Source organism: Streptomyces phaeofaciens, assembly GCF_014648915.1.
GTDB lineage: Bacteria > Actinomycetota > Actinomycetes > Streptomycetales > Streptomycetaceae > Streptomyces > Streptomyces phaeofaciens.
Genome location: NZ_BMSA01000004.1, coordinates 128367 through 149313, shown reverse-complemented (window position 1 = coordinate 149313; position 20947 = coordinate 128367). Strand labels below are relative to the sequence as shown.

Here is a 20947-nt window from a genome sequence, read left to right as displayed (position 1 = left end):
CCGTGTCTTCCGAACCCTCCGCACCCCCGGCCCCCGCCGCATCCCCGGCCCCCTCCGCACTCTCCGCCCCCTCCGCGCCGTACCGCCCCGGCCGGCTGAGCACCGGCGACCGTGTCTTCCTGTCGGCGTTCATCGGCCTGCCGCTCCTGGCGCTGCTGGTCTTCGTCTGGCTCCCCGCGTTCACCTCGATCGCCCTGTCCTTCACCACCTGGGACGGCATCGATCTCGGTGACATCCACTGGACCGGCCTCGGCAACTACACCGAGATCTTCACCAACTACCCGCCCTTCTGGCCCGCGGTGCGGAACAACCTGATCTGGCTGCTGTTCACCGCCCTGCTGCCCACCCCGTTCGGCATCCTCCTCGCCTACCAGCTCGACAAGAAGATCCGCTTCACCAAGATCTACCAGACCGCGATCTTCCTGCCGATGGTCCTCTCCCTCGCCGTCGTCGGCTTCATCTGGGAGATCATCTACAACCCCGACACCGGCCTGCTCGACAGCGCGCTCCGGGCGGCCGGTTCGGCCCACCACATCGACTGGCTGGGCGACCCCGACCTCAACCTGTGGGCCGTGCTCATCGCGTCCGGCTGGCGTCACACCGGCTACATCATGATCCTCTACCTGGCCGGCCTGAAGGGCTTCGACCCGGCCCTGAAGGAGGCCGCCGCGCTCGACGGGGCCAACGGCCGCCAGACATTCCTGCGGGTCACCTTCCCGGCCCTGAAACCGGTCAACATCATCATCCTCGTCGTGACCGTCATGGAGTCGCTGCGCGCCTTCGACATCGTCTACGTCCTGGGCGGCGGCGTCGGCAGCAAGCCGGGGATGGAACTCCTCTCCCTGCTGATCACCGACAACATCATCGGCGAGTCCAGTCACATCGGCTACGGATCCGCGCTCGCCGTCGTCCTCCTCCTGGTCTCCCTGGCCGCCATCGGCACCTTCCTCGTCCAGACCTTCCGCAAGGAGGACCGGTGACCACGACCGCCGTCCGGCCGCCGTCCCGCCCGCGCACGGCTCGCCGGCCCCCGCCGCACGGCCCGTCCCGCCCGCCGCGCAACCTCGGCCGGCATCTCTTCCTCGCGGGCGTCTCCCTGCTCTGGCTCGTCCCGCTGCTCTGGGCCGTCTACACCTCGCTGCGGTCCTACGACGACACCGCGCGGCACGGATACTTCTCCTGGCCGCACAGCATCGGGCCGGAGAACTTCACCGACGCCTGGACGCAGTCGGGCATGCCGCACTTCTTCCTCAACTCGGTACTGATCACCGTCCCCGCGGTCCTGGGCACCCTCCTGTTCTCCGCGGCGGTCGCCTTCCACGTCTCCCGCTTCGACTTCCGCTTCAACCTGGCCCTGCTGATGCTGTTCACCGCGGGCAACCTGCTGCCCGCCCAGGTCCTCGTCACTCCGCTGTACCGGCTGTACCTGCTCGTCCCGCTACCGGGATGGATGAGCGACTCGTTCCTGCTGTACAACTCGGCCTGGGGCATCATCGCCATCCACATCGCCTACCAGTGCGGCTTCTGCACCTTCGTCCTCAGCAACTACATGAAGACGATCCCCAAGGAGATCTCCGAGGCCGCGGTCGTCGACGGCGCGCAGGTGTGGCGGCAGTTCTTCCAGATCATCCTCCCGCTGTGCCGCCCGGCGTTCGCCGCACTGGCCACGCTGGAGTCGATCTGGATCTACAACGACTTCTTCTGGCCCCTCACCCTGATCGAGACCGGCGACAAGCGTCCCGTCACCTCCGCGCTGGCCAACCTCCAGGGCCAGTACTTCACCAACCCCAATCTGATCGCGGCCGGCGCCCTGATGACCGCGATCCCCACGCTGCTGGTGTACTTCGCGCTCCAACGGCAGTTCATCAGCGGTCTCACCATCGGCTCCGGCAAGGGCTGAGCCGCCCCCCCGACAGCCCCCACCCCACCAAAGCCCCGGAGGTTCGACCCATGCGGTCATCCCCGTACCCCGCCCTGCCCGCTCGCGCCCTGAGAACGACGGCCGTCCTGGCCCTCGCCGCGGGCCTGCTGACGGCCGCCCCGGCCGCACAGGCGGACACCGCCCCGACTGCCGCCCCCGTCGCCGCCAAGCCCTTCATGGGCTGGTCGAGCTGGAGCATGCAGTCCTCCAAGTACCCCGGCCTCAACCCGGACGGCGACTACAGCTACCTGACCGAGGCGAACGTTCTCAAGCAGACGAACGCCCTGGCCGCCAAGCTGAAGAAGTACGGCTACGAGTACGTCAACATCGACGCCGGCTGGTGGCGCGACAAGACGTGGAAGCCGGAGTTCGACCGGTACGCGCGGCAGCAGGCCGACCCGGTCCGCTTCCCGAACGGCATGAAGTCCGTCGCCGACCGCATCCACGCCAAGGGCCTCAAGGCCGGCATCTACCTGCCCGCCGGCCTGGAGAAGGAGGCGTACAACGACGGGAAGTCGCCGATCTGGAACGCCGACGGCTGCACCACCGCCGACATCGTCCACGGCGACCTGCGCACCACCAACGGCTGGGACAGCTCGTACAAGCTCGACTTCTCCCGCCCCTGCACGCAGAAGTACATCGACTCCCAGGCCCGTTCGATCGCCGACTGGGGCTACGACTTTCTCAAGCTCGACGGTGTCGGACCGGGCTCCGGCAAGAACGGCGACCAGTACGACAACGTTGCCGACGTGGCCGCCTGGAACAAGGCGATCGCCGCCACCGGACGCCCGATCCACCTCGAGATCTCCTGGTCCCTCGACATCGGCCACGCCGCCGACTGGAAGAAGTACTCCCAGGGCTGGCGCATCGACACCGACGTCGAGTGCTACTGCAACACCCTGGTCAGCTGGGAGAACTCCGTCGACGACCGCTGGGACGACGCCCCGGCCTGGACCCGGCACGCCGGCCCCGGCGGCTGGAACGACCTCGACTCCCTCGACGTCGGGAACGGCGAGATGGACGGCCTGACCAAGGCCGAGCGGCAGAGCTACGCCACCCTGTGGGCGATCGCCAAGTCCCCGCTCTACACCGGCGACGACCTCACCCGCCTGGACTCCTACGGCCTGTCCCTGCTGACCGACCGCGAGGTCATCGCGATCAACCAGGGCGACGCCCCGCCCGCGCAGCCCGTCACCCCCGCCGACCCCCAGCAGGTGTGGGCGGCGAAGAACCCCGACGGCACCTACACCGTCGCCCTGTTCAACCTCGCCGACGCGCCCGCCGCGGTGACCGCCGACTGGGGCACGCTCGGCTTCACCGGCAAGGCCGGCGTCCGGGACGTCTGGAACCACGAGAACCTCGGCACCCGCCAGAACAGGATCACCCAGGCGCTCCCCGCCCACGGCTCCCGCCTCTTCACCGTCACCCCGCGCGGCGGCGCCGTCACCACGACGGCCTACGAGGCCGAGGCGCCCGCCAACACCCTCGCCGGCAACGCGTCCGTCGCCGGCTGCTCCGCCTGCTCGGGCGAGAAGAAGGTCGGCAACCTCTACCTCGGCGGCTCGCTGCGCTTCAACGACGTCGTCGTCGCCAAGGCCGGCACCTACCAGGTCAAGGTCACCTACGTCAGCGGCGACCCGCGCTCGCTCGACGTGTCCGCCAACGGAGGCGGCACCACCCGCCACACATTCGCGTCCACCGGTGACTGGGGCACCGCCGCCGGCGTGTACGTCCCCGTGACGCTGAAGGCCGGCGCCAACACGATCACCCTCGACAGCGGGTCCGGCTACGCACCGGACATCGACCGGATCGACGTACCGAAGTCCGCCTGATCACCCGTGGGGCCCGGCCTCCCGCCGGGCCCTCTCAGACGTCCGGAGTCGCCATGAACCCCCGCCCGGCCGATCCCAGCAGACGTACCCTCCTCTCCCTCGCCGCGACCGCCTCCGTCACCGCCGCCCTCGGCAGCCTGCCCGCCTTCACCGCCTCCGCGGCGCCGCACCGGCCCACGGCCGCGCCCGAACGAGTCACCTCCTCCCGCCACCTGTTGTGGTGGCGGGCCCCCGCCGACGAGCACTCCATGATCGAGCAGGGCCTGCCCCTCGGGAACGGCCGCCTCGGCGCCCTCGCCGGCAACGACCCCGGCCGCGAGCTCCTCCTCGTCACCGACGCCACGATGTGGACCGGCGGCGTCAACGACACGCTCGACGCCGACGGCCAGTTCCCCTACGGCCGCGACGACTTCGGCTCGTTCACCCTGCTCGCCCGGCTCACCGTCGACCTGCCCGGCCACGACCTGTCCGCCGTCAACGACTACCGCCGCACCCTCGACCTCGCCCGCGGCGTGGTGACGACGACCTACGTCCGCTCCGGCGTGACCTACCGCCGGCAGATGTTCGCGAGCCGCCCCGACGACGTGATCGTCCTGCACTTCACCCAGAACGGCCGCGGCCGTTACACCGGATCCGTCACCCTGGACGGCACGCACGGCGAAACCCCGTCCACGGCCGAGTCGTTCGCCGGCTCCTTCCCCGGCGGCCTGCGCTACGGGGCGGCCGTCACGGCGTACGGCACCGGCGGCCGGGTCCGGGTGAACGGCACGCGCATCGACTTCTCCGGCTGCACGGACCTGACCGTGGTGGTCAGCGGCGGCACCGACTACGCCCCCGACGCCGAGGCGAAGTACCGCGACCCCTCCCTCGACCCGGAGAAGCTGGCCCGCGCCAAGGTGCGCGCCGCCGCCGCCCACTCGGCGGACACCCTGCTGCGCACCCATGCCGCCGACCACGGTGACCTGTTCGGGCGGCTGGACCTCTCCCTCGGCACCTCCACGGAGGCCCAACGCTCCCTGGACACCTGGGAGCGGCTGAACGCGCGGGCGCACGGCGGAGCGCCCGACCCCGAACTCGAGGCCGCCTACCTCCAGTACGGCCGCTACCTGATGATCGCCGGATCCCGCGGCAGCCTCCCGCTGAACCTCCAGGGTCTGTGGCTCGACGGCAACGATCCCGAGTGGATGGGCGACTACCACACCGACATCAACCTCCAGATGAACTACTGGATGGCCGACCGCGCCGGCCTGTCGCCGTGCTTCGACGCCCTGACCGACTACTGCCTCGCCCAGCTCCCGTCCTGGACGTCCCTCACCCGCGAGCTGTTCAACGACCCGCGCAACCGCTACCGCAACTCCAGCGGCAAGAACGCCGGATGGACCGTCGCGATCTCCACCAACCCCCATGGCGGCAACGGCTGGTGGTGGCACCCCGCGGGGAGCGCCTGGCTGTGCAACACCCTCTTCGAGCACTACGAGTACACCGTCTCCCGCTCCCACCTGGAGCGCATCTACCCGCTGTTGAAGGGTGCCTGCGAGTTCTGGGAGGCGAGGCTCCTCACCACGACCCTGCCGGGCGGCTCGCGGGAGGTCCTCATCGCCGACAGCGACTGGTCGCCCGAGCACGGACCGCTCGACGCCAAGGGCATCACCTACGCCCAGGAACTCGTGTGGGCGCTCTTCGGCAACTACGCCGCGGCGTCCGCGCGGCTCAGGAAGGACACCGGGTACGCCGCCACCATCGCGGGCCTGCGCGAGAAGCTCCACCTGCCCCGGGTGAGCCCCACGACGGGCTGGCTGGAGGAGTGGATGTCCCCGGACAACCTCGGGGAGACCACCCACCGGCATCTGTCCCCGCTCGTCGGCCTCTTCCCCGGGGACCGCATCCGGCCCGACGCCTCCACCCCCGCCGACCTCATCGACGGCGTCACCGCCCTGCTGACCGCGCGCGGCACGGAGAGCTTCGGCTGGGCGAACGCCTGGCGCGGCCTGTGCTGGGCCCGGCTCAAGAACGCCGAGAACGCCTACCGGCTCGTCGTCAACAACCTCCGCCCCTCGGTGAACGGCGGCAACGGCACGGCGTTCAACCTCTTCGACATCTACGAGATGGCACCGGGCCGGGGCATCTTCCAGATCGACGCCAACTTCGGTACCCCGGCGGCGATGATGGAGATGCTGGTGTACTCCCGCCCCGGTTCGGTGGAAGTGCTGCCGGCGCTCCCCGACGCGTGGGCCGAGGCGGGCTCGGTCACCGGAGTTCCCGTACGCGGCGGGTTTGTCGTGGACCTGGCGTGGCGATACGGCAAGCCGACCGAGGTACGGCTGCGGAGCACCGGAGGCCGCACCACGAAGGTGGCCCACGGCGAGGTCTCCCGCACGGTCACCCTGGAGGCGGGCGGCTCCGTCACGCTGAAGGACCTTGCTCGATGAGGGCCCGGCGGACCGCACCGAGGCTGCTCGCCGCCGTCCTGTTCCTGGCCCTGGCCGTGCAGGGCACTCCCGCCACCGCCGGGGCCGCCGAGCGGCGGCACGACGTCGTCACCTGGGCGGCGAGCGCCGACCGGACGGGCGACGCGGTCGCGGGCCGCGGCTACCGGCTCGCCGTGCGCACCAGTGTGGGCGGGGACGACCTGCGCATCCGGCTCTCCAACGCCTTCGGGGACCGGCCGGTGACCTTCGACAGCGTGTACGTCGGCATCCGCGAGCAGGGCGCCGCACTGGTCCGCGGCAGCAACCGCCGGCTGACCTTCGCCGGCGGGCGGTCCGTCACCGTCCCCGCCGGTGCCACGGTCCGCAGCGATCCGCTGCCGGGCCGGCTGGCCGCCGCGAGCGACCTGCTGATCAGCATCCACTCGCCCGACGCGGCGGGTCCGGCGACCGGTCACGGCATGGCCATGCAGACGTCGTACCTGACGCAGGGCGACCACACCGGCGAGGAGGACGCCGTCAACTGGAAGGACACCACCGGCTCCTGGTTCTACCTCGACGCCGTGAGTGTCCGTACGTCCGCCACGACCGGCGCGGTGGTGACGCTGGGCGACTCCGTCACGGACGGCTGGCAGTCCTCCTCGGACCTGAACCGCCGGTGGCCCGACTATCTGGCCCGACGGCTCCGGAAGTCCTCGCTCACCACGGTGAAGGGGGTGGCCAACGAGGGGATCTCCGGCAACAAGGTGCTCGCGGACGGCGCGGGGCCCAGCGCCCTCCACCGGCTGGACCGGGACGTGCTGTCCCAGCCGGGCGTACGGACCGTGTTCCTCTTCGAGGGCGTCAACGACATCAAGGCCCACTCCGGCGTCACCGCCCAGGACATGATCTCCGGCTACCGGGAGATCATCGAGCGGGTGCACGCGGCCGGCAAGTGCGTCGTCGGTGCGACGGTGGCGCCGTTCAAGGGCTGGCCGGAATGGGATCCGGCCGCCGAGTCGGTCCGCCGGGACGTCAACGCCTTCATCAGGGACAGTGGCGAGTTCGACGCCGTCACCGACTTCGACCGCATCCTGCGCAGCCCCTACGACCCCCAGCGCATCCTGCCCGTCTTCGACGGCGGCGATCATCTGCACCCCGACGACAAGGGCATGCAGGCGATGGCCGACGCCGTGGACCTCGCCACCCTGGACTGCGAGCACGCCGACGGCTGAACCCGCTGTCCCGTCCGACGGCCCGCCGACACGGCGGGTCGGGATGCCCGCGCGATGACGACACGCCGGGGCTCGTGGGCCCGGGCGCTACGGGCCGAGGACGTCCCGGGCCGCCGTGAACAGGCGGGTGCAGCGCTCGGTCATGGCGTCCGCGGACTCGTCGGGGTGGTGGATCCACCAGCGGACCAGGGCGGTGGCCAGGCCGCGCCAGGCGTGACTGAGGGCGTCGGCGTCCAGGGAGTCGAAGGAGCCCGCCGCGAGCAGCACGTCGGCGGTGCCCGCGGCCGCGCAGGCGTCGATGGCGGCCCGGTACTCCCGGGCGCGGCGGGCGGCCTCGCTGTCGGGCGGGAGAGTGGTGTCGTAGAGGACGAACCATGCCTCTCGCTGTGCCTCCAGCGCGGTGAAGAGGGCGTGCATCACCCGCAGTGGTGTGGACGGCGGGGGCGTTCGCGTCGGCCTGTCCCCGCCGGCGGACCGCGCCGCGGGGGTGCCGGCGCCCTCGGTGTCCGCCATGGCGGACCGGACGGCCGACACGAGCCGGTCGCCGACCGGGACCAGGCAGGCGAGGTAGAGATCCTGCTTCGCGCCGAAGTACTGGTGCAGCAGCGTCTTGGTGACACCGACCCGGTCGGCGACGCTCGCGAGCGAGGTGCCCTCGTAGCCGCGGCGGCCGAACTCCTCCGTGGCCGCGGCGAGGATCTGCTGTTCGCGCTGGGCTCGCGGGACGCCTTTGGTGCCCGCTCGGGCGGAGGGGATTGCCATCCCTCGAATTTACCATAGGGTAATTTACCGATTGGTAAATTCGTGTGCGACGACGGAGTCAAGGAGTCCTCCCATGCCCGACCAGACCCTGCCGCGAACGCTCCGCACCCGCTCCTGGTGGGGGTGGGGATGGGCCGACGCCCACCCCGACGACGCCGAATGCGTGGCGCTCGGCGCCCTGGTTCCCGGAACCCTGGCCCGTCCGCTGCCCGTGCCGCGGGTGGCCGACCTGCGCATCGGCGGCCCCGCCGTCGAAGCGCCGTCCAGCCTCGGGCACTTGGTGACGTACGACCCCGCACCCCGGGCCGCTCACGCCATGGGCAAGGCGTTCCGCGACGTCGCGCGCGCCCTGCGCGGCCGGCCGGGCCGGATTCCCGACCTGGTCGCCCACCCGGTGACCGACCAGGATGTGGCCGACCTGCTCGAATGGGCCGGCGAGCGACAGGTCGCCGTCATCCCCTACGGCGGCGGCTCCTCGGTCGTCGGCGGGGTGGAGTACCGGGGCGAGGCCCATCGCGCCGTGCTGTCCCTGGACCTGAGCGCCATGGACCAGGTTCTGGAGATCGACACCGTCGGCCGCGCCGCCCGTATCCGGGCGGGCATCCTCGGCCCCGCGCTGGAAGACCGGCTCCGCCCGCACGGGCTGACGCTGCGGCACTTTCCGCAGAGCTTCGAGTTCTCCACCCTCGGTGGCTGGCTGGCCACCCGGGCGGGTGGGCACTACGCCACCACGCGCACCCACATCGACGACTTCACCCAGTCCCTCGGCGTGGTCACGCCCGCCGGCACCACCACCTCCTGGCGGCTTCCCGCCTCCGGTGCGGGCCCCTCGCCCGACCGCCTCTTCCTCGGCTCGGAGGGCGCCCTGGGTGTCATCACCGAGGCGTGGATGCGCCTTCAGGACCGTCCGGACCACAAGGCCTCCGCCTCGGTGTCCTTCACCGACTTCCACGCCGCGCTGCCCGCGGTGCGTGCCCTCGCCCAGTCCGACCTCGCGCCCGCCAACTGCCGTCTGCTGGACTCCGGCGAGGCCGCCCTCTCCGGCGCCGCCACGGACGGCCGTGCCGTCCTCGTCCTCGGTTTCGAGTCCTCGACGGCGCCCGTGGACGACCGCCTCGCCCAAGCGGTCGAGCTGGCCCGCGCACACGGCGGCCGGACCACGAGCGGCCCCGCCGACCCGTCCGCACCCGCCGACTCGGCCGTCGGCGCATGGCGCTCCGCCTTTCTGCGCATGCCCTATCTGCGTGACGGCCTCGTCCGGATGGGAGCCGTCGCCGAGACCTTCGAGACGGCCACCACCTGGGACCGGCTGCCCGCCCTGATCGACGCCGTCCGCACGGAGGTCGGCGCCGCCGCGCACCGGGCCACCGGCCGTCCCGCGCTCGTCAACTGCCGTCTGACCCACGTCTATCCCGACGGCGCGGCACCCTACTTCACCGTGATCGCCGGCGGGCGCCCCGGCGATGAGGTGGCGGTCTGGGACGACCTCAAGGCCGTCGCCGGTGATGTCCTGCACCGCCACCGCGCCACCATCACCCATCACCACGCCGTCGGCCGCGACCACCGCCCCCAGTACGACCTCCAGCGCCCGGAACCCTTCGCCCGGGCCCTGCGTGCCGCGAAGCACGCCCTGGACCCCTGCGGGGTTCTCAACCCCGGGGTGCTCGTGGACGGTTGACCGCGCCGCGGGCCGGATCCGGTGCGACGGCGGCCGGACCGCCCACGGTGTTGCCGCCGGCCGGGTCCCGGGTGGGCCGTGGCCGTCGCAGAAGAGGGCGCTGTGCGGTCTCAGCGCGCGAACTCGGGGTCGTGCGCGGTGGGGAACCCGCGCACGGACCGGAGCGGGGACAGGGCGTTCGGGACGACGCTCAGCGTCATCCCGGCCGCACCGATCCACAGGGTGGTGGTCGCACCGAACGCGGAGCCGCAGGCCCCGCCGAGCAGTCCGCCCAGGGGGATACCGCCCCAGGACACGAACCGGGCGGTCGCGGTCGTCCGGCCCAGGAGCCGGTCCGGTGCGAGGGCCTGCTGGAAGCTCGACTGGGCCACCACGCGGACGACTCCGCCCAGCGAGAGGGCCGCGAGTCCGGCCGCGGCCACGTACACGCTCCAGCCCGGTCGCGACAACGGCATGAGCGCGGTCGGCGGACACGTGAGCAGGGGCGCGAGCCAGATGATCCGGCCGTGGCCGATCCAGGTCGAGACCCTGGTCGCGCACAACGCGCCCAGCAGGGCGCCACAGCCCATTCCCGACAGGACCAGGCCGATGCCGAACGATCCGAGGCCGATCCCGCGTTCCAGGAAGACCAGCAGCATGGTCTGGTACATGACCAGGAAGAGGTTGAACAGCGCGTCGCTCAGGATGATCGCGCGCAGGGCGGGCCGCCGGAGAACGAACGTCAGGCCCTCCTTGATCTCGCGCCCCAGGCGCCGGCGTTCGCTCGGCTCGGGACGAGGTTCGCGGGTGCGGATACCGGACGCGAGCAGACCCGACACGGCCATCCCGAACGAGCCCGCCAACAGTGTCGCGGGGGCTCCGGCCCAGCCGACCAGCGTTCCCGCCACCGCCGGCCCGCCGATACCGGTCGCGGCCCGGACGGCCGAGAGGGCGGCGTTCCCTTCGAGGAGACGGTCGCGTCCCACCAGGTGCGGCAGACAGCCGGCGTACGCCACATCGAAGAAGACGGTCAGCACCCCGTGGACCAGGGCGACGGCGTAGAGCCGGCGCATGGTGAGCAGGCCCGCCCACGACGCCATCGGTATCGTCAGCAGGACCAGCGCCCTGGCGAGATCGGTGCCGATCAGTACCGACCGCTTCCGCAGCCGGTCCACCCACGCGCCCGCCGGCAGTCCGACCAGGAGGGAGCCCGCCGTCGTCGTCGCGGTCAGCAGTCCGACCTGGAACTCGTCGGCGTGCAACGCGACGATGGCGACCAGGGGCAGTGCCAGGAAGACGACGCGGTCGCCCAGCTGGCCGAGCGCGGTGGCGGCGAACAGGCGCGCGAAGTCCGGTTCGCGCAGGAGTCCGGGCCTGGAGGGTGAGGGCATGCGATCCGCCTGTTGTGGGTTCTGGATTCCGCTCCGCCGGCTGCGACGGCTACGGACGGTCGACTCCGAACTCGTAGACCACTTCCCGCCGTACGTCCGGAACGACGATGTCGGCGGTCTCCACGGGACGTCCCGCGGTGTCGTAGATGATCCGCTCGATCCGCAGGACGAGGTCCCCGAGGCCGATCCCGAGGAGCTTCGCCTGCGCCTGGGTGGCACGTGCCGGACGCGGCAGCTCGACCACGGTCTCGACGGCCACGCCGATGGACCGCATCCGCTCGACCACTCCCTTGCCCGCGAGGAGGCCCTTCTCGGGCAGGACGACCGGCGTTCCGCCCGTGATGGCCATCGGCTCCCACGACGCGGAGAGCTGGACGGGCTGCCCGTCGGCGAGGAACTCGTAGTGCGTGGCGACGCAGAGGTCCCCGGGGCGGATGGCGAGCCGCTCGGCGATCGCCTCGGGGGCGGGCACACGCACCTGGCTGTGCGCGTCCCAGGAGCCCGCCCTGCCGCGCTCCCGCAGGCCCGCGAGCGTGGGGGAGCCCCGGTGTCCGCGGTGCCGGGAACGGATCATCCGCAGGCGCTCACGCGGCACGCGGACGTAGGTGCCCGAGCCGGCGCGCCCTTCGAGGAGGCCCTCGACGATCAAACGGTCCACGGCCCTCTGCATCACATTGCGCCCGACCCCGTACTCCTGGGCGAGCCGGGCGCGGGACGGCAGGCGCTCCCCGATCTCCCACTCTCCCGCGAGAACGCGGGCGCGCAGCGTGTCGGCCACTGCGAGGTAGGGCGCCTCTCGGGGCATCGGTGACTCTCCGGGTGCTCTGCCGCGCGGCAGCTGGTGATCTGGGACGGAGTTCGCAAGCTACTGGGCCCCGGGAGAGCTACTGGAGTAGCGCTACGCTCCGTGCTCGAACGGACCCGGCGGGCGGACAGGTGGGTGGCAGGGTTCGGTCAAGTCTGTGGGATCGATCGAGAACTCTCGTATAGTGACGGCCAGTTGATCACCAGCTACGGACTTCTGCGCAATATCTGCCCCTAGGACGACACAAAAAGGTCGTGTTTCGCCGCGGCCGCCCGAGGACCCGAGTGATGACCGCGCCCGCCGCTTCCGGCGACCGATCCACCATCCGTTCGCTGCTTCCGCTGCCCCTGCTGACCGCCGCCCTGTCCGCGCTCGCCGTCGGACGGGCCGTCACGTCCGTACCCGCGTCGGCACAGGGCGTCGTGGGCTGGGGCGGCGCCGCCGGCGCGGTCCTGCTGGTCGTGGCCGTCACCGTCGCCGTGCACGCGCGACGCACCGGGCGGGAGGTTCGGGCCGCACTGCGCACGGCGGTCGCCGACGCCGAACGGGCGGTCCAGGAGCGTGACCTCCAGGCCGAGCGGGCGCGCCACGAACACCAGCGGCACACCGACGCCGCCGCGGACGAACGAGCCCGGCTCGCCGAGGAGTTCACCAGGAAGGCGGCCCGGCGCGCCCAGGAGGCCGAGGCCGAGCGGGCCCGGCTCACGGCCGAGGCGCGCGGCCTCGCCGAGAAGCTCGCCCGCGCCGTCGGCGAACGGGACGCCGCGGTCTCCGCGACCGCCAATGCCGCGGCCCGTATGCAGGCGCTGGCCACCGGCACCCTCGCGGACCTGCGTGACATGGAGGAACGGCACAGCGACGAAGACGTCCTGGCCGACCTGCTGCATCTCGACCACCGCACGGCACAGGCCGGCCGCCTCGCCGACTCCGTCGCCGTACTCACCGGGGCACGTTCGGGACGCCGCTGGGCGCGCCCCATCTCCATGGAGTCCATCCTGCGCGGTGCCATGGGCCGGATCAGCGGCTACCAGCGCATCCGTCTGCACTCCGTGAGCGACAGCGCCGTGGCCGGGCACGCGGCCGAGGGCGTGATGCACGCGCTGGCCGAACTGCTCGACAACGCCGCCAACTTCTCGCCCCCCAACGCCGAAGTCCACGTCTACGTCGAGGAAGTGCCCGCCGGCGTCATCGTCTCCGTGGAGGACAGCGGACTCGTCATGGGCGAGGTGCAGCTGCGCCGCGCCGAGCGGGCCGTGGCCGGCGACGCGACCGAACTCGGGGGACTCACCGGGACCCGGCTCGGTCTCGCCGTGGTCGGACGGCTCTCGCGCAAGCACGGCATGAAGGTGTCCTTCCGGCCCTCCGCCCGGGGCGGCACCGGTGTGCTCATGCTCGTCCCCCAGGACATCCTCTCCGCGGCGGCCTCCCCGGCGCACCCCGCGGCGGACCCGCAGCCGCCCGCCGTCCCCACGCGGGCCGCCGCACGGCGGAACCTCACCGAGCCCGTCCCGGCCGAACCCCACCAGGACCCGGACGAAGCCCGGACCCACCAGGAGACGGACGGCGCCGCCCCGCCCGCCGACACCGGGCTGCCCAAGCGCCGCCGGGGCCGCACCCTGGCCGCCGCCGAGAACGCACGGGCCGCCGTCGAGGAGGCCCGGCACCGCCCGGACACGCCCGAGGACATCCGCACCCGTGCCACCCGCTTCGGCGCCTTCCGCCAGGCGGTACGCGCGGCCGGCGCGGGAGAGCGCACCGGCGGGCACCCGATCCCGCCCGACCCCGACGACCCGCACACGACGTCGTCCCCGCACACGACGTCGTCCCCGCACAGCGCGGCGGCCGACGACGGTCCCACCCCCTCGCACCCGGAAGGCGACACCACCTCATGACCGGCACGACCACCGCCGACGAGAAGCTCACCTGGCTCATCGAAGGGCTCCTGGAGCGCACCCCCGGCGCACGCCACGCCCTCGTGCTCTCCCGCGACGGGCTGAAGCTGTGCCGCACCCCGGAACTGACGGTCGACCAGGCCGACCAGCTCGCCGCCATCGCCGCCGGCATCCAGTCGCTGTCGCACGGCGCCTCCGTCGAGTTCGGCGACGGCAGCGGAGGCGTGCGCTCCTCCATGACCGAGTTCTACGGCGGAACACTGTTCATCGTGGAGGCCGGCGAAGGCGCCCACCTGGCCGTCGTCACCACCGAGGAGGCCGAACCCGGACTCGTCGGGCACAACATGAGCGAGCTGGTGGAACAACTGGGCGAGCATCTGACGGCCCAGCCCCGCTCGGCATGAGGCGCCCCGGCAGGGACGACGCCCCCGACCGGCTCTACACCCTCACCGGGGGCCGCAGCCGGTCCGGGCCCGACAGCCCCTTCGACCTGGTGACGCTGGTGGTGGCCGAGAGCGACGCCACCCCCGGCATGCAGTCGGAGCACGCGGCGATCCTCAGGCTGGCGCAGGCCCCCACCGCCGTGGTGGAGGTCGCCGCCGAACTGGGACTCCCCGTGAGCATCACCAAGATCCTGCTGTCCGACCTGCTCGCCACCGGCCGGGTCAGCGCCCGTCACCCGCGCAACTCCGTACTCCCCGACCCCGACATCCTGGAGCAGGTGCTCGTTGGACTCCGCAATCTCTGACGTACGCACCCCCCTGGGTGCCACCGCCGACAACGGTCTCAAGATCGTCGTCGTGGGCGGGTTCGGCGTCGGAAAGACGACCATGGTCCGATCGGTGAGCGAGATCCGGCCGCTCAACACCGAGGAGACGATGACGCGGGCCGGCGAGACCGTCGACGACATCAGCGAGATCCGGGGGAAGACCGCGACCACCGTGGCCTTCGACTTCGGCCGGATCACCCTGGACGCGCGCAACGTGCTCTACCTCTTCGGCGCGCCCGGCCAGGAACGCTTCTGGTTCCTGTGGGACCGGCTGTTCTCCGGCACCCTGGGCGCGGTCGTCCTGGTCGACACCCGCCGCATCGACGACTCCTGGTACGCCATCGACCGGCTGGAACGCCACGGCACGCCCTTCATCGTGGCCTGCAACGACTTCGGCGGCGCCCGCCACGCGCACAGGGACGTCCGCGAGGCCCTCGACCTCGATCCGCAGGTGCCCCTGCTCGACTGCGACGCCCGCTCCCGGGAGTCCAGCAAGCAGGTCCTCATCACCCTCGTCCAGCACATCAAGAACCGGTACGCCGGGCAGACCGCCCCGGCCGTCGCGTCACCACGGGAGTTCGTGTGAGCACCGACGCCGTTGCGCTCAGCGGCCCCCGCTTCCAGACCGAACCCGCCCGCCTGTACCGGGAGATGCGCGCCGAGCACGGTGCGGTCACCCCCGTCCTGCTGGACGGCGACGTCCCGGCCTGGCTCGTCCTCGGCTACCGCGAACTGCACCAGGTCACCGGCGACCCCGTCCTCTTCAGCCGCGACTCGGACCTGTGGAACCAGTGGGACATGATCCCCGGCGACTGGCCCCTGCTGCCCATGATCGGCCGCAAACAGCCGTCGATCCTCTACACCGTCGGTGAGCGGCACCGCGAGCGGGCCGCCATGATCAGCAATGCGCTGGAGGCGAGCGACCCGGGCCAACTGCGCCGCCACGCCGAGCGGTTCGCCGACGAACTGATCGACACGGTCAGCGCCACGGGCACCGCCGACCTCATCGGCCAGTACGCCATGCTGCTGCCCGTCCGCGTGCTGGCCCGGCTGTACGGCTTCTCCGACGAGGACGGGCCGGGCCTGGTCACCGCGCTGAACGACATGATCGACGGCCGGGAGCGCGCCCTCGCCGGGCAGAGCCATCTGGCCCTCTCCATGGGGGAGTTGCTCGCCGCCCGCCGGGCCGCACCGGCCGACGACGTGGTCTCCCGCATGCTGGCCGACCCCAGTGGCTTCACCGACGAGGAGATCGCCCAGGACCTCATGGTGATGATGGCGGCCGGACACCAGCCCACCGCCGACTGGATCGGCAACTCGCTGCGCCTGATGCTCACCGACGGCCGGTTCGCCGCCTCCCTCTTCGGAGGCCGCAACAGTGTCGCCGAGGCGATGAACGAGGTGCTCTGGGAGGACACCCCCACCCAGAACGTCGCCGGGCGCTGGGCGTCGCGCGACACCCACCTCGGCGGACACCACATCCGGGCCGGCGACCTGCTTCTCCTCGGCCTCCAGGCGGCCAACTCCGACCCTCAGGTCCGTCCCGTCGGCGCGGACCTCACCGGCGGCAACAACGCCCACTTCTCCTTCGGTCACGGCGAGCACCGCTGCCCGTTCCCGGCGCAGGAGATCGCCGAGGTGATCGCCCGGACCGGCATCGAGGTCGTCCTGGACCGGCTGCCCGACATCGACCTCGACGTCCCGGCCGAATCCCTGGCCCGCCGTCCCTCACCTTGGCTGCGCGGGCTGACCGAACTGCCCGTGCGGTTCACACCGACCCCTGCCCTGGGAGGCAACCGATCATGACGTCCGGCACCGAAGAGCTGCGGATTCCACTGGATCCGTTCGTCTCCGACCTCGACGGCGAGAGTGCCGAGCTGCGCGCGGCGGGACCGCTGGCGGCGGTCGAGCTGCCCGGTGGTGTCCCCGTATGGGCCGTCACCCGGCACGCCGAGGCCAAAGCGCTGCTGACGGACCCGCGCCTGGTCAAGGACATCAACGTGTGGGGCGCCTGGCAGCGCGGCGAGATCCCGCCCGACTGGCCCCTGATCGGCCTGGCCAACCCCGGCCGGTCCATGCTGACCGTGGACGGCGCCGACCACCGCCGGATGCGCACCCTCGTCGCGCAGGCCCTCACCCCGCGCCGGGTGGAGGCGATGCGGGCGCGGATCACCGAACTCACCGACCGGCTGCTGGACCGGCTGCCCGCCGGCGCCGACGTCGTCGACCTCAAGGCGGAGTTCGCCTACCCGCTGCCGATGTACGTCGTCGCCGACCTCATGGGCATCGAGGAGAGCCGCCTGCCGCGGCTGAAGGAGCTGTTCGAGAAGTTCTTCTCCACCCAGACCCCGCCGCAGGAGGTCGTCGCCACCCTCGTCGAGCTGGCGGGGATCATGGCCGAGACGGTCGCCGCCAAACGCGCCGCGCCCGGTGACGACCTGACCAGCGCACTCGTCCAGGCCTCGGAGGACGGCGACCGCCTCACCGACGAGGAGATCGTCTCCACGCTCCAGCTCATGGTCGCCGCCGGCCACGAGACGACCATCTCGCTCATCGTCAACGCCGTGGTGAACCTCTCCGCCCACCCCGACCAGCGGGCCCTGGTCCTGTCCGGCGCGGCGGACTGGTCGGCGGTGATCGAGGAGACCCTGCGCTGGTCGACCCCGACCTCGCACGTCCTGATCCGGTTCGCGACCGAGGACGTACCGGTCGGCGACCGGGTCCTCCCGGCGGGCGACGCGCTCATCGTCAGCTACGGGGCGATAGGCCGCGACGAGGAGGCGCACGGCCCCACGGCGGGCGACTTCGACATCACCCGCGAGACCGGCACCCGGCACATCTCCTTCGGCCACGGTCCGCACGTCTGCCCCGGCGCGGCCCTGTCCCGCCTCGAGGCGGGCGTGGCGCTGCCCGCGCTGTACGCCCGCTTCCCCGGCCTGGACCTGGCGGTGGCGCCGTCCGCCCTGCGCAACAAGCCGGTGGTGACCCAGAACGACCTCTTCGAGCTGCCCGTCAGACTCACCGCCTCGACCGACTGACGGTCGCGAACGACGTCGGACACGGAAGGGCCCGCCAGGGGCCCACCCGGGGCCCGCCCTGGCCCGGTCGCGTCACGGTCCTCGCGGCGGTCGTCCGCCGGAGGAGACGCGCCGGGTCCTCGGGTCCTCGGGCCCTTACGGGTCCTCGGGCTTTTACGGGTCCTCGGGCCCTCACGGGCTCTCGGGAGCCCCTGCGGGCTCTCCGTCAGCCGGGCCCCAGGGCCCCGGCCGGCAGTCCGAGTTCGGCCTCCGCCACGGTGCGCGGCATCGTGGCGATCGGCTCCGCGCGGTGCTCGGCGCTGGTGTTGATGTACGTGCTGGCCCCGTCGATCGCCACGAGCACGCGCGCGGCGGCGGCCCAGGGGTTGGGGCACGAGAACTCCCCGGCCGCGGTGCCGTCGGTGATGACCCCCGCGAAGCGGCGGCACCACAGGAGTTCCTGGGCGACGACGTGTTCGCGCAGCACCGGCCGGTAGCGGGAGAGGTGACGGGCGTTCAGCCACAGCCGGCTGACGTCGTCGAACTCGGTGCCGGAGATCAGGGTGAAGAAGCGCCGCAGGACACCGGCCGGGGTCGGCCCGTCGCCCTCGGCGGGCGGCTCCGGCAACAGGCCGTCCAGCTCGGCCATCGTGGCGCCGGTGAACGCCTCGGCGACCAATGCGTCGGCCGCCGGGAAGTAGTGGCCGACCAGCCCCGGCCGGACCCCCAGCTCGTCGGCGACCCGGCGCAGCGTCACGCACTCCAGGCCCTCGGTGAGCCCCACCCGCGCCGCCGTGGCGACGATCTCGTGGCGGCGCTCGGCCGGTGCCTTGCGGACGCGCTTCCCGGGCCCTCTTGACGTCATGCGGTGAATGTTATTGAGTACGTGACCAATAAATCAATTGGTCACACGCCCAATAAGAGACTCGGCCGGAACCCCACCGGTCACGGACGTGACACCGGCGGGGGAGACGACAGGTCCGGACCGGCGAGCCGTCCCCCACCCGCCGCCCGAGACCCTGGAGACCCCATGTACGCCGTCACCGACCCGACCACCGGCGAGGTCGCCGAGACCTACCCGACCGCCACCGACGCCGAGATCGCGGCGGCGGTCGACGCCGCCCACGCCGCCACCGCCTGGGGCCGCACCGGCTCCGTGGCCGAACGCGCCGCGCTGCTGCGCCGCCTGGGCGACCTGCACGAACTGCACCGCGCCGAACTCGCCGCGAGCATCGTGCGGGAGATGGGCAAACCCCTCGCGGAGGCGGAGGGCGAGATCGGCTTCTGCGTCGACATCTACCACTACTACGCCGACCACGCCGAGGAGTTCCTCGCCGACGAGCCGCTCAAGGTCACCTCAGGACCCGGCACCGCCGTCGTCCGGCGCGGCCCGCTGGGTGTCCTGCTCGGCATCATGCCGTGGAACTTCCCCGCCTACCAGGTCGCCCGCTTCGCCGCCCCCAACCTCGCCGTCGGCAACACCCTCGTCCTCAAGCACGCCCCCCAGTGTCCGGCCACGGCCGCGCTGCTGGAACGGCTCTTCACCGAGGCCGGCTTCCCGGCCGGGGCGTACGTCAACGTGTACGCCAGCAACGAGCAGATCGCCGACGTGATCGCCGACCCGAGGGTGCAAGGGGTGTCGCTCACCGGTTCGGAGCGGGCCGGCGCCGCCGTGGCCGAGATCGCCGGACGGCACCTGAAGAAGGTCGTCCTCGAACTGGGCGGGTCCGACCCGTTCGTCGTGCTGTCCACCGACGACCTGGACGCCGTCGTCGAGGCGGCCGTCGCCGCCCGCCTCGACAACACCGGCCAGGCGTGCAACGCGGCCAAGCGGTTCGTGGTCGCGGACGAGCTGCACGACGCGTTCGTCGAGAAGTTCACCGCCCGGCTGCTCGCCGCTGCCACCGGGGCCCCGCTGTCCTCGGCCGCCGCCGCCGAGGCCCTCGCCCGCCAGGTCGACGCGGCCGTGGCGGAGGGCGCCACCCTGCACAGCGACGGCGAGCGGCACGGTGCCTTCTTCCCGGCGGGCGTCCTCACCGGGCTGAGCACCCGGCACGCCGCCGCCCGCCAGGAGCTCTTCGGCCCCGTCGCGATGGTCTTCCCGGCCGCCGACGAGGAGGACGCCCTGCGGATCGCCAACGACACCCCGTACGGCCTCGGGTCCTACGTCTTCACCACCGACCCCGAGCAGGCCGCGCGCGTCGCCGACCGCATCGAGGCCGGCATGGTCTTCGTGAACGGCGTGGGCGCGGAGGGGGCCGAACTGCCCTTCGGCGGTGTCAAGCGCTCCGGCTTCGGCCGCGAACTCGGCCGCCTCGGCATGGAGGAGTTCGTCAACAAGAAGCTGATCCGCACGGTGGCGTGACAGACGCCGGGGCCGCGTCGGAGGACGCCGACGCGGCCCCGGCGACTCCACGACCGGTGTCCGTCCGCCGGCCCCTCAGGCCTCGCCGGTGAGCCGGCGGACCTCGGTGACCAGCGATGTGAGGGCCCTGCGCTCCGGAACGGTGGTCTCGGGATGCCAGAGGTCGACCAGCAGGCAGGTGCGGGGACGGTCGCCGTGGTTCCAGGCCTCGTGCTCGAAGGAGTAGTCGAAGAGCAGGCACTCTCCCTCGGTCCACCGGCGGGACTCCCCGGCCACGCTGATGCCGCACCCCTCGGGGATGTCGACGGCGAGATGCAGGTTGATGCTGAAGTTCCACAGGTCGCAGTGCGGCGCGATGGCCGCACCCGGCAGCAGCGTGGAGAAATGACTCTCCAGCAGCGGGCAGATCCGTTCGGTGTCGACGGCCGTCTCCTGGAGGATGCGGAACGCCGTCGGTACGAGCGGCTCGGATTCCAGGACCGGCTTCCCCGCCCGGTAGAGGTACAGCGCCTGCCAGTCCTCCTGCCGGACCAGGTAGTGCTCGTAGTCGGAGAAGCGGCCGCGCCGCTCGGCCCAGGCCTCGGCCAGTTCCTCCCGGATCGCCGCGTGCCCGGCCTCGAAGGCCCGCACCACGGGGGCGATCTCGGGGTGCTCGTACCGGTCGTGCCACGGCTTCCGGGAGATGCCCGGCATGATCCACTTGGCCTGCTTCTGCAGGGGATCCCGGTCCCGCGGGTTCGCGTCCAGCATCCGTTCGACCCGGTCGATCGACCCCGGGCCGTACTCGTCTCTGATCGCCGCGAACGCGGCTTCGATCTCCGGTGTCATCCCGACGCCTTCCTTCCCTGAACGACCTCTTTGCCGAGGAGCAGCGTCACCGGAAATGGCAGGCGCCG

At 72.1% G+C, this 20947-nt stretch carries 18 protein-coding genes; 13 read left to right on the top strand and 5 right to left on the bottom strand.

Going from position 1 to position 20947, the window contains the following annotated elements; translation table 11 throughout:
* The first annotated feature begins 2 nt into the window (after positions 1–2).
* The 5 genes from IE275_RS10380 to IE275_RS10360 are packed head-to-tail and all read left to right on the top strand — an operon-like array spanning position 3 to position 7393.
* A complete protein-coding gene (locus tag IE275_RS10380; RefSeq protein ID WP_189710073.1) occupies positions 3–980 on the top strand; it encodes a carbohydrate ABC transporter permease in 978 nt (325 codons plus the stop codon).
* Entirely contained in the window at positions 977–1900 is a 924-nt protein-coding gene (locus IE275_RS10375) for a carbohydrate ABC transporter permease (protein WP_189710071.1), read from the top strand. Before IE275_RS10380 ends, IE275_RS10375 begins: the two co-directional genes overlap by 4 nt.
* A gap of 50 nt (positions 1901–1950) precedes the next feature.
* Positions 1951–3753: an alpha-galactosidase D gene (locus IE275_RS10370; protein ID WP_189710069.1), complete on the top strand. Its 1803-nt coding sequence runs from the start codon at positions 1951–1953 to the stop codon at positions 3751–3753.
* 53 nt (positions 3754–3806) lie between these two features.
* Positions 3807–6182, top strand: coding sequence for a glycosyl hydrolase family 95 catalytic domain-containing protein (locus IE275_RS10365; protein WP_189710067.1), 2376 nt, complete (start codon positions 3807–3809; stop codon positions 6180–6182).
* Complete coding sequence (locus IE275_RS10360; RefSeq protein WP_189710065.1) at positions 6179–7393, top strand: SGNH/GDSL hydrolase family protein; 1215 nt, start codon at positions 6179–6181, stop codon at positions 7391–7393. The genes IE275_RS10365 and IE275_RS10360 overlap by 4 nt, the downstream gene beginning before the upstream one ends.
* Positions 7394–7480: 87 nt before the next feature.
* On the opposite strand, the gene IE275_RS10355 is transcribed toward IE275_RS10360, so the two are convergent.
* A complete protein-coding gene (locus IE275_RS10355; protein ID WP_189710063.1) occupies positions 7481–8155 on the bottom strand; it encodes a TetR/AcrR family transcriptional regulator in 675 nt (224 codons plus the stop codon).
* 73 nt (positions 8156–8228) lie between these two features.
* Here IE275_RS10355 and IE275_RS10350 point away from each other — a divergent pair, with 73 nt between their 5' ends.
* The gene (locus IE275_RS10350) at positions 8229–9833 is read left to right on the top strand and encodes an FAD-binding oxidoreductase (RefSeq protein ID WP_189710061.1); all 1605 of its coding nucleotides are present in this window, start codon (positions 8229–8231) and stop codon (positions 9831–9833) included.
* Between the two features lie 110 nt (positions 9834–9943).
* Here IE275_RS10350 and IE275_RS10345 read toward each other — a convergent pair whose 3' ends face one another.
* On the bottom strand, positions 9944–11203 hold the full coding sequence (locus IE275_RS10345) for an MFS transporter (RefSeq protein WP_189710059.1): 1260 nt from the start codon (positions 11201–11203) through the stop codon (positions 9944–9946).
* A 49-nt stretch (positions 11204–11252) separates the two neighbouring features.
* On the bottom strand, positions 11253–12008 hold the full coding sequence (locus IE275_RS10340) for a GntR family transcriptional regulator (protein ID WP_189710057.1): 756 nt from the start codon (positions 12006–12008) through the stop codon (positions 11253–11255).
* 287 nt (positions 12009–12295) lie between these two features.
* Between IE275_RS10340 and IE275_RS10335 the strand changes: the two genes are divergently transcribed.
* The 6 genes from IE275_RS10335 to IE275_RS10310 are packed head-to-tail and all read left to right on the top strand — an operon-like array spanning position 12296 to position 17707.
* A complete protein-coding gene (locus IE275_RS10335; protein WP_189710056.1) occupies positions 12296–13900 on the top strand; it encodes a sensor histidine kinase in 1605 nt (534 codons plus the stop codon).
* Positions 13897–14304, top strand: a complete 408-nt coding sequence (locus IE275_RS10330; protein ID WP_189710054.1) for a roadblock/LC7 domain-containing protein — start codon at positions 13897–13899, stop codon at positions 14302–14304. The genes IE275_RS10335 and IE275_RS10330 overlap by 4 nt, the downstream gene beginning before the upstream one ends.
* Positions 14301–14648, top strand: coding sequence for a DUF742 domain-containing protein (locus tag IE275_RS10325; protein ID WP_189710052.1), 348 nt, complete (start codon positions 14301–14303; stop codon positions 14646–14648). The genes IE275_RS10330 and IE275_RS10325 overlap by 4 nt, the downstream gene beginning before the upstream one ends.
* Positions 14629–15255, top strand: coding sequence for a GTP-binding protein (locus tag IE275_RS10320; protein WP_373299195.1), 627 nt, complete (start codon positions 14629–14631; stop codon positions 15253–15255). Before IE275_RS10325 ends, IE275_RS10320 begins: the two co-directional genes overlap by 20 nt.
* Positions 15252–16475 (top strand): cytochrome P450, encoded by a 1224-nt coding sequence (locus IE275_RS10315; protein ID WP_189710050.1) that lies wholly within the window; start codon positions 15252–15254, stop codon positions 16473–16475. The genes IE275_RS10320 and IE275_RS10315 overlap by 4 nt, the downstream gene beginning before the upstream one ends.
* Entirely contained in the window at positions 16472–17707 is a 1236-nt protein-coding gene (locus IE275_RS10310) for a cytochrome P450 family protein (protein WP_189710048.1), read from the top strand. The genes IE275_RS10315 and IE275_RS10310 overlap by 4 nt, the downstream gene beginning before the upstream one ends.
* Positions 17708–17912: 205 nt before the next feature.
* On the opposite strand, the gene IE275_RS10305 is transcribed toward IE275_RS10310, so the two are convergent.
* The gene (locus IE275_RS10305) at positions 17913–18551 is read right to left on the bottom strand and encodes a TetR/AcrR family transcriptional regulator (RefSeq protein ID WP_189710046.1); all 639 of its coding nucleotides are present in this window, start codon (positions 18549–18551) and stop codon (positions 17913–17915) included.
* Between the two features lie 165 nt (positions 18552–18716).
* Here IE275_RS10305 and IE275_RS10300 point away from each other — a divergent pair, with 165 nt between their 5' ends.
* Complete coding sequence (locus IE275_RS10300; protein ID WP_189710044.1) at positions 18717–20051, top strand: aldehyde dehydrogenase family protein; 1335 nt, start codon at positions 18717–18719, stop codon at positions 20049–20051.
* Between the two features lie 75 nt (positions 20052–20126).
* Here IE275_RS10300 and IE275_RS10295 read toward each other — a convergent pair whose 3' ends face one another.
* Positions 20127–20879 carry an aspartyl/asparaginyl beta-hydroxylase domain-containing protein gene (locus IE275_RS10295; protein ID WP_189710042.1) on the bottom strand — a complete coding sequence of 251 codons (753 nt, stop codon included), beginning with the start codon at positions 20877–20879 and terminating at the stop codon, positions 20127–20129.
* Positions 20880–20947 lie beyond the last annotated feature (68 nt).

Bases quoted from the DNA above. Each gene is read 5' to 3' on its own strand.
- IE275_RS10310 (WP_189710048.1), top strand. From the start codon at position 16,472: ATGACGTCCGGCACCGAAGAGCTGCGGATTCCACTGGATCCGTTCGTC.
- IE275_RS10305 (WP_189710046.1), bottom strand. From the start codon at position 18,551: ATGACGTCAAGAGGGCCCGGGAAGCGCGTCCGCAAGGCACCGGCCGAG.
- IE275_RS10345 (WP_189710059.1), bottom strand. From the start codon at position 11,203: ATGCCCTCACCCTCCAGGCCCGGACTCCTGCGCGAACCGGACTTCGCG.
- IE275_RS10295 (WP_189710042.1), bottom strand. From the start codon at position 20,879: ATGACACCGGAGATCGAAGCCGCGTTCGCGGCGATCAGAGACGAGTAC.
- IE275_RS10350 (WP_189710061.1), top strand. From the start codon at position 8,229: ATGCCCGACCAGACCCTGCCGCGAACGCTCCGCACCCGCTCCTGGTGG.
- IE275_RS10340 (WP_189710057.1), bottom strand. From the start codon at position 12,008: ATGCCCCGAGAGGCGCCCTACCTCGCAGTGGCCGACACGCTGCGCGCC.
- IE275_RS10365 (WP_189710067.1), top strand. From the start codon at position 3,807: ATGAACCCCCGCCCGGCCGATCCCAGCAGACGTACCCTCCTCTCCCTC.
- IE275_RS10330 (WP_189710054.1), top strand. From the start codon at position 13,897: ATGACCGGCACGACCACCGCCGACGAGAAGCTCACCTGGCTCATCGAA.
- IE275_RS10300 (WP_189710044.1), top strand. From the start codon at position 18,717: ATGTACGCCGTCACCGACCCGACCACCGGCGAGGTCGCCGAGACCTAC.
- IE275_RS10360 (WP_189710065.1), top strand. From the start codon at position 6,179: ATGAGGGCCCGGCGGACCGCACCGAGGCTGCTCGCCGCCGTCCTGTTC.
- IE275_RS10355 (WP_189710063.1), bottom strand. From the start codon at position 8,155: ATGGCAATCCCCTCCGCCCGAGCGGGCACCAAAGGCGTCCCGCGAGCC.
- IE275_RS10370 (WP_189710069.1), top strand. From the start codon at position 1,951: ATGCGGTCATCCCCGTACCCCGCCCTGCCCGCTCGCGCCCTGAGAACG.
- IE275_RS10325 (WP_189710052.1), top strand. From the start codon at position 14,301: ATGAGGCGCCCCGGCAGGGACGACGCCCCCGACCGGCTCTACACCCTC.
- IE275_RS10335 (WP_189710056.1), top strand. From the start codon at position 12,296: ATGACCGCGCCCGCCGCTTCCGGCGACCGATCCACCATCCGTTCGCTG.